A 14,710-nucleotide genomic window follows, 5' to 3' on the forward strand; every position below is an offset into this window, starting at 1 on the left:
GCTGTTCTTGAAAACCCGCTGTTGGTTTTCAAAACAGAACGGCTTACGACCGAGCATGGCAGGTGTAAGGTTAGACAAAGAAAAAACGGCACCGGTCTTTTTTGATTGATATTTATGCTCCTTGATTTACCTCCAATCAAAAAAGGGCTATGCGGCAGAAATTAGACGATTTGTTCTTGAAAATCTTCTTTTGGTTTTCAAAGCAGATTGGCTTATTTCCGAGTATAACAGGTGTAAGGTTGGACATCTAAAAAACAGAAAAGCATCCCTTATAGGATGCTATTTGAAAGTATTATTAAGTTTCATGATCACTTCACACCTTACGGACGCTTTTTATGTGATGAAGATTTAAATATACAGGATAATCTCTTGCAATCTGTAGTTCTACAATATTATCTGCTACTTTATTAATCTTCCCAATCATATTTTTGGTTTCTCCCATATCGAAAACAACAACTTCATTTGTTAAACGCTCCACTTGCATCTCAAACGTTCTTGCTAATGAAAGACTGGTTGGCTGAACAGGAAGATTCTGATTATCCAACCCATATGGACGCTGATTAATTGGATATGGAATCAACCATTTCACATGGTTAAGAGTTACATACATCGTTTTAAAGATCGGTGAATAGAAAACAAAATAATTATTCATTATGCTCGTAACATAGCCATGTATCGATTGATTACTAGCTATATAGATTTCTACAAACATCCCTTTCGCTGTTGTCAAAACCTTTCGGAACGATAGCTCCTTATCTACATTAATCCCTGGTTCATCAGTTGACATATTTATATTATTCTCATTCTTATCTCCAACCTGTACATTTTTCATATGAACGATTGGCATGTAGATATAATCTATTCCATCGAACAAGACGATAATATCGCTTCCGATATCTCTGACAGTACCATTAATGATTTTTTTTCCTGAAACCTCTACTTGCACTGTTTCTCCGATTAGGCTATGAAATATTTTACTCACGTTATCACCTTCTTTTCATTCTGAAGCTTAGTTATCATACTGACAATCATCTATCGAACGTACTTAACTTTATTTATTTCATAATCAAATTTTTTAACAACAATCTCTTAAGCATTGACATTGCCTATCAGCATGCTTCATTAGAGAACAATATTGTTCTTCTAATCTTGCTCTTTCCACACATGATAAGGAACAACAATGAGCAACTCGATCCCTATTTCTTTCTGCTTGCTTCTTCAAAGAACAGAATTGTGCTTCTATCATAGCTCTTTGGGCAATTTCATCCATACAACTCCACTCATTCGAAGAACATTCTTCTCTATTCTTCCGATTAATCCCATTGCCAACTTCACTGGGAAAATAAGGGTCATTATCATTTACTTTTTCATTTTTTTTTTCATCATTATCATATTCATTCTCCTTTGCCTGGTTGTTTTCTGCCGCTTGTTTATTGCTATTATCCTGTGATTGATTCTCACTTTTCTCTTCAGACTTCTTTTCAATTTCTCCTTGTTGTACATTTAAAATAAATGCTTTAGGAATCATAAACTGATTTTCTTTATTAATTATGACAATATGATCATCATAAATTCGACTTAAAAAGCCAGTAAATGTTTGGCTACTTATACTCGTTATTGTGATCCATTTATATTTTAATTCAGCAAGTACTTCATGTAGTTGTTTTGGATTACTTGTAGGCATTTCAAAAGTAACTGTTGGTTCCACGTATTTTGTACTTCTTGAAAGTGCATGAATTTGCTCCTTAGCGTAGTACACAACTTTTAAATTATTTTCTATTGCAACATGGTCCTCCTTGATATCAAGTAAAGTCCCCTCAACAAACTGACCTCCATTTAGAAACATACCGATTTTCGTACCCTTATATTGATCTAATGCTTCTGAGAAATTTTGACCACTCACTAACGTTCATCCTCCTTATACACGATTTGTCGCTTCCACTTAAATAGAAGCGACAAGAAAAATCTTTCCTCACGACACACTTAATCACTTACTCTTTTCGTCCTTCTTTCCACCCTCTTTATTGTTTTCATCTTCATCATTTGATTTTTTCTTCTTAATCTCATAACCAATATTACGAATATGGAACATTGAAATTCTGATTACTTCCTCATTAGAAATGACTGTTACATAATCTTCATTGATATCATCCAAAACACCTTCAATCGATTCTTTGCCACCACGATTGATTTTTACCCAGCGATATTTCAAACCATCTAATAAAGTCGCAAAGTCTTTAGCTGTAAGACATGTAGCTTCTTCTGTAATTTCTCCTTCTTTAAAATGAATGCCTTTTCTCGAATTTTCCGTTAAACTTTTTATATGGTGAGTTAAATAATAAATAACACCATCTTGTTCTGTAAGAAGTGCGAAGTGATCATTTTCAACTCCTAATAACTTTCCTATACGAGACTCTGGGCCACCTCTGTCAACTTTGACCATTTTCCCGACTAAAGAAAGTAGCAAATCTTTATTCATTCTTTCTAACCTCCCATCATATATTCACTGTATCTATATGTGTCATAGGATGACAAAGTACTATGTAAAGAGCCTGTTTTAATACAAATATTAAAAATAGGTAAAAAATTAGGTAACCTCAATATAAAGTTTTGAGGTTACCTAATTTCTTTATGAATTTCTTTTTTCATTATTTTAAGCGGACAAATATTCTGCTTCCATCCAATTTCCTTATTGTATATATTCTTATCTTCTAAAAAAGCTGCTTTAAAAATATTAAAATCACACTTTTAAAGCAGCTTTTATCTATTTTTAAATACTTACATCAACAAAACTAAATGTTGTAACATCAAACAATCCTTGATTCGTTAATTTTAACGACGGAATAACAGGAAGAGCTAAAAACGATAATGTTAGTAATGGTGAAAACTCTGTTGTAATACCAAGATGATTTAAAGCTTCTAGTAATTCACTATAATCATCATTTAATTGAGATGGTGAAACTGTGGTCATTAAACCACCAACTGGTAAGGATAGAGAAGACATAACCTTTCCTTCACCAACCACTGTAATACCTCCACCAATACGCTCTAATTCACGAATAGCGATATCCATATCCTCATCATTCGTACCGATGCAAATAATATTATGAGAATCATGTGCAATAGTAGTAGCTACAGCACCTGCTTGTAAACGGAAGCCTTTTACAATTCCAACGCCTACACTTCCTAAACCTTTATGGCGTTCAACAACAGCTATTTTCACAAAATCTGCTTCTGTATCTGAAACAAACAAACCATCTTTCACAGTAACAGCATACTCAGCATTCTTTGTTACGATTGAGTTTGGAATGATTTCAATAACCCTTGCTTGTTCACTAGCCATTGGTAACTGAAGCAGCTCTTTATGATAGTCACCTAAAACGACTGTGTTCTCGAATTCTACAGTATGATCCTTTGCTTCTACTTCTTCATACTGTACACCGTTCACCCATACTGACTCTACATCAAAAGTTTGTACATCCTTCAATAAAATGAAATCAGCATCATATCCAGGCGCAATGGCACCTTTTCCTTTCAGATTGTAGCATTGTGCCGTATTTAAAGACGCCATTCGTAAGACAGAATATACATCGATGCCAGCTTTTAAGCATTCACGCACATGGAAATCTATGCTACCTTCTTCAAGTAAATCATCGATATGCTTATCATCTGTACAAAATAGTAAACGATGTGAAAGTTCTTTACGGTAGCCTTTTAATAAATCATGTAAGTTACGAGCTGCTGAGCCCTCACGAAGCATAACATACATGCCACGACGAACACGCTCAATCATTTCATCAGGGTGTACACATTCATGGTCCGTGGTAATACCCGCTGTTAAATAGGCATTTACATCTTTACCGCTTAAGCCAGCACCATGCCCATCAATAGGTACATTATGATTAATGGCACTTGTAAGCTTATCCATCATTCCTTGTTGCCCTGATAAAACAGCTGGAAAATCCATTACTTCGGCTAACCCAAGTACGTTTTTCTTACCGTAATAAGCGACTAAGTCTGCAATAGTTAAAGTAGCACCATTATCCTCAAATGAAGTAGCTGGTACACAAGAAGGTAACTGATAATGATAATTTAACATACATCCTTCACTGTCCTTTAACATCCAGTCGATGCCTTTTGTTCCAGTCACATTCGCAATTTCATGAGGATCAGTCACGATTGTAGTAATACCTTTAGGTAAAACGACTTTCTGGAACTGTGATGGTGATAGCATACTTGATTCAATATGCACATGAGCGTCAATTAAACCAGGCACCATTGTATATTGTGAACCATCGATTTCTTTCACACCATCATAGTTACCGATTCCTACGAATTTACCATTATGAATGGCTACATCAACTTGTTCAATTTCATCTGTAAACAAGTTAACAATCTTCACGTTCTTTATGACAAGCTCAGGGAGTATTACGCTTCTAGCTGCTTGTATTTGTGTTTGTAATAATGTTGAGTTCATCATGAATTCTTCCTCCTAATTTGTAAGCAGGCAAGGAAGAATAGTAGAGTCTTCTTATGGGGATAAGATTGAAAGATAAATATATAGCATCGTCTTCCAATGATAGAAAACGATGCTATATTCTACTATTCTCGTAGCCGAACTATTTACGGTAGTTTGTAGAAACTTTTGGACCATATTTCCAAGATTATACGAGTAATTTATATATGCATTTGAAGTATTATTTTATTGGTTCGTTGTACCGTTTAAAGCATTTTAACAATGATAAATACGAACGTCAATAAATAACGAAGCTTTTTAAATTTGTTTATATTATGTAATATATTTAAATAATTTTTAAAATTTAGATTAAAAGAAACTTAACTACTAGAATTAGGCTTATAATTAAATACAAGTGTTATTTAGTTCACCACTTACAAACATGATTAAACATGCTAAAGAAATGAGGTCTATAAAATGGAAAATGTAGTAATAAGTTATTTCAACATAGAAAGTGAAGCATTTCAAGCACTATCAGAACTTAAAAAACTAAGTACATTTGATGACAAAATTCTTTTATCACAAGTGGCTCTAATCAAAAAAATAGACGGACAAATTATTTTGAAAGATAGCTTTGATACTGGTAAAAAAACAGCTAATGATACTTGGAAAGGTGGATTAATTGGCACGCTTGTCGGCATTATAGGTGGTCCAATTGGGATGCTATTAGGACTTGGTGTTGGTACACTTGTAGGAGCAGTTATAGATATGGATGATGCCAAAGACGAGGACAGCCTCATTTATTCTGTAACAACACGAATGCAAGATGGAGATGTTGCTCTAGTCGCAGTCGTTCAAGAAGAGACAGAAGCTTCTTACGATCATGTAATGATGCCATTTGATGTAACGACTATTCGCTATGATGCGGCTGTAATCCACGAAGAAGTAGATCATGCACGTGAAGTAGAAAATTATTTAGAAGAAAAAACTTCTGCGAAAATGAAAGAAAAACGTTCAGAAGAAAGACACGCCAAAGTTACTGAATATAAAACTAAACTTAAAAATGAATTCAATGAACTGAAACAAAAAGTGACTTCAAACAAGTAAAGCTAAATTACTCATATTAAAGAACTAACCAATAAGTACTATTTGCTATATTTATTTGTATGTATGACAATGAAATTTGTTGATTTTTTATAGAGTCATTTGAGTTTTATCTTGACCAAAAGCGCTAAAAATCAGCTTTTTTAGTCAACTTAGCAAAAATAAGATTGAAAATGAACACGAATTCGAATCGTACAAAAAGCGTAAAAAGGCGTCCGAAAAGTGAATTTTAATCACTTTTCGGACAGCCTCTCGTTATTATTTAAACCAGCCTTTTTCCTTCGATTGCGTTATGGCTTCAATTCGGTTTTTCACTTCAAGTTTATCAAGTATAGCCGAGATATAATTGCGGACAGTACCAGCTTTAATGCTCAGTTCATCAGCAATCTCTTTTGTATTTTTTCCGGTTGCTACAAGTTCTAATACTTCTTTCTCTCGATCAGTAAGCGGATTTTCCTCGCCGTACAAATCATCAACCAGTTCTGGCGCATAAATTCGTTTTCCTGCCATCACACTTCTAATTGAACTAGCCAACTCTTCACTCGGACTATCTTTCAATAAATACCCACTGACTCCCGCTTTTACTGCTCTTTGGAAATAACCTGTCCGTGCAAAAGTTGTTAAAATAATAACCTTACAACCTTGCCCTTTCAATTCTTCAGCAGCTTCAAGCCCCGTCTTACCTGGCATTTCGATATCCATGATACAGACATCAGGTTGAAATTCTTTTACAAGAGCAATTGCTTCCTCTCCATTTGATGCTTTACCAACTACCTGCATATCTTCTTCTAAACTAAGAAGTGATCCAAAGGCTCCCAATAACATTTTCTGATCCTCAGCAATCACTATAGTAATCATGAAAGATCCTCCTTATCCGTCTGCTTTCCGTTATTTGGAACCCTAATGATAATAGCTGTTCCCTCTTTCAAATGGACATCTAAACTACCATTCACAAATTCCAAGCGTTCTTTCATTCCTCTTAGTCCATGACCTTTCTCAAAAAAGGCAGATAAATCTTTGAATTCTCCATCATCACGTATCGTTAATACAATTTCTTTCCATGATTGTTCAATAGAGATATAACAATTGCTAGCACCACTATGTTTCACGACATTTGTTACTGCCTCTTTTAAACACATGCTAAGAATATTCTCTGTTAATAACGTTACTTTCGATAACTTAAATTCACCTTCTCGTGTCAAATGAATTTGTGCAGCATCAAGTATTTGCTGAATACGGATGATTTCATCTTTTAACCGAATTCCCCGCATGGAGGAAACCATTGTACGCACTTCATTTAATGCCGTTCGTGCAGTTTGTTGTACATCTTTCAATTCAGCTTTTGCTTGATCTGGATTAGATGATATTAATCTTCTTGCTAGGTCACTTTTTAAACCTATTAACGAGAGCTTCTGCCCCAGTGTGTCATGAAGATCACGAGCGATACGTGCACGTTCTTCTAATTTTACCAATTCAGCAATTTTCTTATTCGCATCCTCAAGTTTCATCTCAAGCCTGCCACGCTCATTTCTACTACGAATGCTAAATGGTAGAAGTAAAGTACATAACCAAGTAATCACAACAAATGGTATTTGGTGAACAAATAAAGCATCTTTTTGCATAAAAGCGATATATATGGAGATCGATATTGCAATCAGCTGGATGAAATATAGCACTCGAAATGTAATCAGCTTATGAATTCTACCTACAAAATATGCTATAAAAAAAGCAAAATATACATAACTAAAAGAAATCGTGGCAGTAACTGATATACCTATTAAAAGTAATGTCCATACATAGATAGACCAACCTTTCGCAATAAAAGCAAAGCGATAACAAATAAAGAAAATAACTGTAAGCAATATACCTATGATAATTGCGACAGTTGATGATGATTGAAGAATAAAATAAAAAGGTAAAATGCAAAGAATCGTCCAAATATAAGGGGAAATACCATTGTTCTTTTGCCTTACGAGGGCAATTAGTCTTTTGATCATATTTCATACCCCATTCTTGGCTTAGGATTTTTTCTCAAATCCTTCTTTCTCTACATCTTACCATCTCATCTTGTATATTGACTTGTCAGAGCACTTACAAGTACTGACAAACTAGATTATGCCTTTTTATACTTAGGCTGAATTGAACTGCTTTCTTCAATTGTTCTTACTTTAATATCTTTAAAGGTTACGAACTTATCCTGCCTCTCATCCCATAGTTTAAACTTCAAGCATTCTAAGCTTGTTGCAAGTGTTATCGTCGGTACATGTTGCAACGGCGTTGTATCATTATGAACGGTTTCAAGCTTATAGTTTGGTACTCGTGGGCTTAAATGATGCACGTGGTGATAGCCAATATTACCTGTTAACCATTGCAATACTTTTGGAAGCTTATAGAAAGAACTTCCTTCTACTGCAGCCTTCACATATTCCCATTCCTTATTATCAACAAAGTACGTGTCTTCAAATGTATGTTGTACATAAAATAACCAAATTCCTAATATACCTGAAATATAGAAAATGGGACCTTGAATTAACAAATATGTTTCCCAACCAAACGTATAACACATAACCGCAGCCAAAGCCACGATTCCTACGTTAGTCAGATACGTATTCATACGCTCCTTACGTTTAGCTCCTTTTCGATTAAAACGATTAGTAATTAAAAACACATATATAGGACCTAAACCAAACATCACTATAGGATTACGGTATAAACGATACGCTACTCGTTGCCAAAATGAAGCTTCTAAATACTCATCTACAGTCAAAAACCAAATATCTCCGATTCCGCGTTTATCTAAATTCCCACTTGAAGCATGATGTACATTATGGCTATGTTGCCATTGCTTAAACGGGAAAAATGTAAGAATACCTGCTATCGTACCAATCGTCTGATTAATACGTTTATCTTTAAAGAATGATCCATGACAGCAATCATGAAAAATAATAAAAACACGAACTAAAAAACCTGCTCCAATCACACAAAGTACTAAAGTAAGCGCATATGAAATAGATAAGCTCTCATATGCTAAATACCATATCAATACATATGGTATAAATGTATTCAACATCTGCTTGATGCTCCTAGATGTATCTGACTTCTCATAAGGAGCTACTTGTTTGCGTAAATTCTTTAACATTTGAGTTTGTTTTGTCATCATCAACCAAACCCTTCCCCCATCATTTATTAAAGTTATTATAATGACTAGGTACTAATTTTTGCAGACATACGTGTCATAGTGTGTATATGACATTTGTCATATACACGAATAAAAAACAACCAAACTCCTTATGAATGCTACGTTTTAAAAAAGTGTACAATTTATGAATTAACAATAGGCACTGTCCCTCAAGTCATCTTGACTAACTAGGGACAGTGCCTTATATCACGACTCTAATTATTTATTTCTCAAATATAAGCCAACTTATATAATACAAATCGTTCATTTTCATCACGCTCATTTAATCCTACCTCTCCTCTACGTTCAAAGGAAGGATGGTCATCCAAGAAGAATAAATATTCCTCTGATGGATAATAAAGTACAACTGTTATTTCACGCTTCGTACGCTCGACAGAAAGTAGAATATTATTGATGACATTTCTGAAAATCTGCACCGAAAATGGATTAAAGAAATAAAACACATTATCTCGGCGATTCACTTCGTACTCTTGCGCAAAGCAACATAGAAATTGAATCTTATCAGTAGATGCTTTCTTTCCATAACTAGCTAAATTAGCAAGTGCTTCTTCATAAAATCCTTCATCCATTTCAATACCTACCACTGATGCCTGACACTCATGATGAATAAAAAAATTGAGTCTACCTTTTCCGCAGCCAAAGTCCACAACACGATCGTTACCTGTTAAAGGCAAATGCTGTAACAATTTCTTCAATCCTGCATACGGTGTTGGTTCATAGCGATGATAATGTAAAGATTTATGAAAGCCCATTTGGTCGCCAGTTGTTTTGATGTTGAGTAAATGATCGTATTCAATTTCCTTCATTTAGTCACTCCTGTAAAAAAGATTATGTTTATTATGACACGTTTCTTGTGAGAAAAACGTGACGTATTATACGTTGCAAAAAGCAGCCTATGTCTTAATAACAAAGCTGCTTCTCTACTATGATTCTAACCTATTAATCTATTAACTAATTGTAGTAACTGTTGATTGTCAAACACTTGATAATCTGGGGTAAACTCATCATTGTCAATTGTACGATTGCGATGATTCACCCAAATACTTTTCCACTCAGCTGATTTTGCACCAATCACATCGTTCTGGAACGAATCTCCCACATAGTATGTATGACTCGCTGCAAAACCAAATTGCTTTTCCGCAATGGCAAATATCTCTTTGCTTGGCTTAGCTACATCCACTTCACTGGATATAATAATTTTGTCATCTTCAAACCAATGAGATAACCCTAATGCTTTCATTTTCATTCTTTGATGCATCGATGGTCCATTCGTTATAATACCGATTTCAATTCCCTTCTCCTTACACATGTTAAACACTTGCTGTATCTCAGGGACAATTGTAATCTTATACTGCTGATCCGCATATTCCACTTGAAAGGTAGCTGCTTGTTCTTTATCAATCGTTATTCCCTGTTGTTCAAATGCTAGCTGGATTCTATTACAATGCATTTCATGAACATCTAATTCTCCGCTTTCTGTAAGATGAAATACCTCGTCACTATATTTCCTACTATCGATATATAGCTTATATACATCGACAGCATCCATCTTATGAAAAATTGAATCATAAGCTTTTTGGAAAGGTGAAAATTGATTATAAATGGTATCGTCTAAATCAAATACGAAGTTTATCAAGGCTGCACATTCCTTTATATGATTTTTTAAATATACTAATGTAAGAAGAATTTAGTATTGTTAGCTTAATAAAATAGCAAACTCTTAATGATTTCTATTCACAACATAATTCAATAAATGCTTTAGAAAAGCTGTATTGCGAGGTACCTCTTGTAGAGATTCTATTGCAAGACAATAATGATTCCACAATTCTTTTCTAGCCGCTTCTTGACCTAAAATCGATACAAAGGTTGAATTGTTATTCTCCTCATCTTGTCCAATAGGTTTTCCAAGAATCGTTCGATTCCCTTCCACATCAAGCAAATCATCCTTGATTTGAAACGCAATACCAGTATGTCGAGCGAATCTTTTCAGTGCTTCCATTTCCGATTCCTTAGCATGAGCGAGAATGGCAGGCATGATTAGTGATGCTTCAAATGCAATCCCTGTTTTATAAAAACACATTGTGTTCAGTTGTTCGATTGTCAAAGGCTTGCCTTTGGAACCTAAATCCATTGCTTGACCTCTACACATATCCATTGCAATTCGCGATGAATATTGAATTAAGTGAAGTACAGTCTTTGAATCAAACTGTTCAAGGGATGTTTGTTCCTCAATAGCCTTCTGAGTTAGAAAAAGACCTGTTATTTCTGCAATAGCAGGATTATATTCCTGATGGAGTGTTGCGCGCCCTCTGCGAGTAGAGGCATTGTCTTGAGATGGCAAATCATCAAAGATTAGTGATGCAGTATGCATATACTCCAATGATTTCAAAAGTGGTAAAATCGCTGACTTTTTCAATCCGTATCCATCAACACCCATAACCCAAGTCATAATTGGTCTTAAACGCTTGCCATCGCCTTCCAAACTATAATTAGCGGCATCAATAATTGGCTCTTTTATACCTTGTATATGATTGTCTTTAGTAATCGGTAAGCTGTTATTAATCTCTTCACGAACGCTTTCAATCGTTTGGACAAAATTGTCCCGTTCTTTCCGTTCTTCTCTTAACATAGAAAGCATATGATCGCGAAGTAGTTTATCAAAAAAGTCTACATCATCTGCTTTACGTACTAATTCCTGTATAATCCTATTAAATTCTGAGTCACCTGAAGCTAATATATCCATAATTTCATTATACTTCTCTGTACCCAACCGTTCTTTGTATCGTTTCAAACCGTTTATCGCACGATCTAAAATAACTTCACATACCTTTGAATCAGAATGATACACATTATGAATTAAGTTGGAAATGACCGTCCAATATAATTCATAAGGATTAATTAAATCTGGTCGCTTATCATGATATTTCATGTAGTACGTATAAGGCGTTACTGCGCCAGCCTGCATATCATCAAACATATCGGCAAAATCATCCGCTAACTGATTGTAAATACCATAATAAAACGTTCGGTTATGAAACCCCTCATCTTCTTCAGCACTAATAACAGAACGAACAATTAAACGTGAAGAAGCCGATTTTAAAATAACTGGTATATACAGTTCCCCATTGGTATAGTCTGTCTTCTTTAAATCCTTATTACGATCCACTTCCTGAGATTGAAAAAACACATAAGATTGCTCGAAAAACTGTTTGCTTGTCTCTGGGCGTTGTTGAGATTTAATATATTCAAAAGCATCTCGAAGTTCTGCATGTATATACCTCATTAACTCCATGTTTCTCCAAGACCATTTGTCTATCCTTGGTACCGCCCCTGTAAGTAGTGTAGTACGAATTAAATTCGAATATTGTTTTTTCTCATTAACAGATAAAACTTCAGAATCTAGCAGATCATCAATAAAGGGATAAGTTAAGCCATAGGAGTATCCCAGTCTAATCGCCTCATCAAGCTTTTGGATGCGTTCTTCAGAAGAGATTTGTTCGTCCATCTCCTCCATCACATGCATTACTACCCCACCTATAAGCTTAATAAGCTTTCTTTGGGCTTGTTCAGCATCCATCCCTTCAGGAATACGAGAAGATACCCTTCTTATTTTATCTATCACCCAGATGACAGTTGATTCAACGCCTTCTTTCTGAGCCCATTTATACAACCCAGCCATGCTAAACGTCATATTATCTTCTTTTGGAGTAGATGTAGTTAATTGACGTTTCAGACTATCAACAGAACGCTGAACTCTCTCTTGTGTTTCGGCTGTATCCAAGGCTTTCCCAAGATCTCTCATAAATATATAAGCGACACTTCTATCTAAGTAATTATCAAGCTTACCTGTATGATCCAACCATTGAATATAATTGTAATAATCTTTAGTACTTGGCTTTCTCTTTCTACGAGAAAAAACAGAAAATAGGGGTTGACGATATATATGGTTCGGTTTCCAAGATTGTATGTCTCTCGTCAAATTAGAGACATAGTTCTTCTCCTTAACTTGTTCTTTAAGTGTATTGAAATAATGAGCAGCTCTCTGCTCAGCTATCCGATAGCATTCATCGGCATTTGTTATTAACTCCTTATTCATACGGAACATTACCTCGACTTAATGGTCTTTTAAATCTATTACAACTTCCTCTAAAATAGATATTATTTTAATATAATTAAAAATACCATCTTTATTGCTAGAAAGCTAAATGAAGATTATTGGTATATCTGTTAACTCACATCATTTATTGCCTAACTTAATCATATTTATTTAACCACTTATCAATTTATTCCATTACATCCTATGTAAATCCTGCGATATAACCTTTGCTTTCTTCTTTATACTACGTTTTAAATTGAATAAAGTTTTAAGCTAAAGAAAAAGAATTAAATAAAACCCTGAAATCATGAAAATAAAATTCAATGATTTCAGGGTTTTCACATCATAATCATGTTCCACAAAATGTCCGATAAGGTATATTCGATGGCTCTGGAAGCTTACAATACTCCTCTTGTTCTGGCGTGTATGCGAATGGATTAGAAAGGATATTAAGTAATCTCTCCATCACGCTGAAGTCTCCATTCACAGCGGCTTTAAGTGCTTCCTCTACTCTATGATTACGTGGAATAACCGCTGGATTACTCTTCTTCATCAAGTTTAGTGAAGCTTCTTTTGATTCCTCTTGTCTGTTAAGTCGCTCTTGCCACTGTTGATACCATTGCTTAAATTCTTCTTTATCATGTAGAACAGTATTTTCTAGTTTGTCTATAGTTAATGCACGAAATGTATTTGTATAATCCGCTCGATATTCTTCCATCATATCGAGAAGAACTTTAATAAGCTCTTCATCTTTTTTCTCTTCATTAAAGATACCGAGTTTTGCTCTTAAGCCAGCATACCAATTACTCTGGAACAGCATTGCAAACTCAGAAAGTGCATTTTCAGCAATTTTGATTGCTTCTTCCTGCTTCTCATGGAGTAATGGCACTAAAGTTTCAGCAAATCGAGTGAGATTCCATAAACCTATATATGGCTGATTACCAAACGCATAACGACCTTGTTCATCAATTGAGCTGAATACAGTTGCAGGGTCATATGTATCCATGAAAGCACACGGACCATAATCAATTGTTTCTCCACTAATCGTCATATTATCAGTATTCATAACACCATGAATAAAACCAACAAGCTGCCATTTAGCAATTAAATCAGCTTGACGTTTAATTACTTCCTCAAGAAGAGCTAAGTATCGGTTTGCATCCTCTTTAATATCGGGATAATGTCTTTTTATCGTATAATCAGCCAGTGTACGAACATCATCAGCTGATCCAAAGTTCACAGCGAATTGAAAGGTTCCAACACGAATATGACTACCTGCCACACGAGTCAAAATAGCACCAGGCAAGTACGTTTCACGAGCTACTCCTTCGCCCGTTGTCACTACTGCTAAACTACGAGTTGTGGGAATTCCTAGACTATGCATCGCTTCACTAATAATATATTCACGTAACATCGGACCAAGTGCCGCTCGACCGTCACCACCACGCGAATAAGGTGTTCGTCCTGAACCTTTCAACTGAATATCATGCCGTTCTCCTTGTGGTGTAATCTGCTCACCAAGTAGAATGGCTCTCCCGTCTCCTAACATATTAAAGTGTCCAAACTGATGCCCCGCATAAGCTTGCGCTAAAGGTTCTGCACCTTCAGGAATCTTATTACCAGCGAACACTGCAATAGCATCTTCACTTTGAAGTTTATCTGGATTCAATCCTAATGATTTGGCTAATGATTGATTTAAAATAATTAATTGTGGAGACTTTACTGGGGTTGGATTCATATTTTTATAAAACAATTTTGGTAGTCGAGCGTAACTATTATCAAAATTCCAGCCTGTATTTGTCATGATATCCCCTTTCTTTTTCATATTCTTCATCACATAATCCTTTAAAAGTCT

At 35.1% G+C, this 14,710-nt stretch carries 12 protein-coding genes and 1 riboswitch; of the genes, 1 reads left to right on the forward strand and 11 read right to left on the reverse strand.

Going from position 1 to position 14,710, the window contains the following annotated elements:
* Positions 1-313: 313 nt before the first annotated feature.
* The 4 genes from TX86_RS20430 to ade form a co-directional block, all read right to left on the reverse strand.
* Positions 314-982 (reverse strand): YwrJ family protein, encoded by a 669-nt coding sequence (locus TX86_RS20430; protein WP_052343798.1) that lies wholly within the window; start codon positions 980-982, stop codon positions 314-316.
* Between the two features lie 93 nt (positions 983-1,075).
* Positions 1,076-1,903 (reverse strand): hypothetical protein, encoded by an 828-nt coding sequence (locus TX86_RS20435; RefSeq protein WP_042351758.1) that lies wholly within the window; start codon positions 1,901-1,903, stop codon positions 1,076-1,078.
* A gap of 84 nt (positions 1,904-1,987) precedes the next feature.
* Complete coding sequence (locus tag TX86_RS20440; RefSeq protein WP_042351759.1) at positions 1,988-2,479, reverse strand: hypothetical protein; 492 nt, start codon at positions 2,477-2,479, stop codon at positions 1,988-1,990.
* 291 nt (positions 2,480-2,770) lie between these two features.
* A complete protein-coding gene (gene ade, locus TX86_RS20445) occupies positions 2,771-4,480 on the reverse strand; it encodes an adenine deaminase (RefSeq protein ID WP_195892934.1) in 1,710 nt (569 codons plus the stop codon).
* Positions 4,481-4,591: 111 nt separating this feature from the next.
* Positions 4,592-4,692, reverse strand: a riboswitch (purine riboswitch).
* Between the two features lie 241 nt (positions 4,693-4,933).
* Here ade and TX86_RS20450 point away from each other — a divergent pair.
* Complete coding sequence (locus TX86_RS20450; protein WP_052343799.1) at positions 4,934-5,563, forward strand: DUF1269 domain-containing protein; 630 nt, start codon at positions 4,934-4,936, stop codon at positions 5,561-5,563.
* 255 nt (positions 5,564-5,818) lie between these two features.
* Here TX86_RS20450 and TX86_RS20455 read toward each other — a convergent pair whose 3' ends face one another.
* From TX86_RS20455 to TX86_RS20485, 7 genes are all read right to left on the reverse strand, one after another.
* Positions 5,819-6,418: a response regulator transcription factor gene (locus TX86_RS20455; protein WP_042351761.1), complete on the reverse strand. Its 600-nt coding sequence runs from the start codon at positions 6,416-6,418 to the stop codon at positions 5,819-5,821.
* Positions 6,415-7,557 carry a sensor histidine kinase gene (locus tag TX86_RS20460; protein ID WP_042351763.1) on the reverse strand — a complete coding sequence of 381 codons (1,143 nt, stop codon included), beginning with the start codon at positions 7,555-7,557 and terminating at the stop codon, positions 6,415-6,417. The genes TX86_RS20455 and TX86_RS20460 overlap by 4 nt, the downstream gene beginning before the upstream one ends.
* A gap of 116 nt (positions 7,558-7,673) precedes the next feature.
* Positions 7,674-8,717, reverse strand: a complete 1,044-nt coding sequence (desA, locus tag TX86_RS20465; protein ID WP_042352055.1) for a Delta(5) desaturase DesA — start codon at positions 8,715-8,717, stop codon at positions 7,674-7,676.
* A 251-nt stretch (positions 8,718-8,968) separates the two neighbouring features.
* Positions 8,969-9,565, reverse strand: a complete 597-nt coding sequence (locus TX86_RS20470; protein WP_042351764.1) for an SAM-dependent methyltransferase — start codon at positions 9,563-9,565, stop codon at positions 8,969-8,971.
* 125 nt (positions 9,566-9,690) lie between these two features.
* Positions 9,691-10,395 carry an HAD family hydrolase gene (locus TX86_RS20475; protein WP_042351765.1) on the reverse strand — a complete coding sequence of 235 codons (705 nt, stop codon included), beginning with the start codon at positions 10,393-10,395 and terminating at the stop codon, positions 9,691-9,693.
* Positions 10,396-10,479: 84 nt separating this feature from the next.
* Positions 10,480-12,864, reverse strand: a complete 2,385-nt coding sequence (locus tag TX86_RS20480) for a polyprenyl synthetase family protein (RefSeq protein ID WP_042351766.1) — start codon at positions 12,862-12,864, stop codon at positions 10,480-10,482.
* A 340-nt stretch (positions 12,865-13,204) separates the two neighbouring features.
* Positions 13,205-14,689, reverse strand: coding sequence for a protein adenylyltransferase SelO (locus tag TX86_RS20485; protein ID WP_439096863.1), 1,485 nt, complete (start codon positions 14,687-14,689; stop codon positions 13,205-13,207).
* Between the last annotated feature and the right edge of the window lie 21 nt (positions 14,690-14,710).

The organism is Bacillus massiliigorillae (assembly GCF_000380245.2).
In the GTDB taxonomy this organism is placed as follows: Bacteria; Bacillota; Bacilli; order Bacillales; family DSM-1321; genus Bacillus_AD; species Bacillus_AD massiliigorillae.

Coding starts and splice junctions, on each gene's coding strand:
- TX86_RS20485 (WP_439096863.1), bottom strand. CDS start 14,689: ATGAAGAATATGAAAAAGAAAGGGGATATCATGACAAATACAGGCTGG.
- TX86_RS20480 (WP_042351766.1), bottom strand. CDS start 12,864: ATGTTCCGTATGAATAAGGAGTTAATAACAAATGCCGATGAATGCTAT.
- desA (WP_042352055.1), bottom strand. CDS start 8,717: ATGACAAAACAAACTCAAATGTTAAAGAATTTACGCAAACAAGTAGCT.
- TX86_RS20470 (WP_042351764.1), bottom strand. CDS start 9,565: ATGAAGGAAATTGAATACGATCATTTACTCAACATCAAAACAACTGGC.
- TX86_RS20440 (WP_042351759.1), bottom strand. CDS start 2,479: ATGAATAAAGATTTGCTACTTTCTTTAGTCGGGAAAATGGTCAAAGTT.
- TX86_RS20460 (WP_042351763.1), bottom strand. CDS start 7,557: ATGATCAAAAGACTAATTGCCCTCGTAAGGCAAAAGAACAATGGTATT.
- ade (WP_195892934.1), bottom strand. CDS start 4,480: ATGATGAACTCAACATTATTACAAACACAAATACAAGCAGCTAGAAGC.
- TX86_RS20450 (WP_052343799.1), top strand. CDS start 4,934: ATGGAAAATGTAGTAATAAGTTATTTCAACATAGAAAGTGAAGCATTT.
- TX86_RS20455 (WP_042351761.1), bottom strand. CDS start 6,418: ATGATTACTATAGTGATTGCTGAGGATCAGAAAATGTTATTGGGAGCC.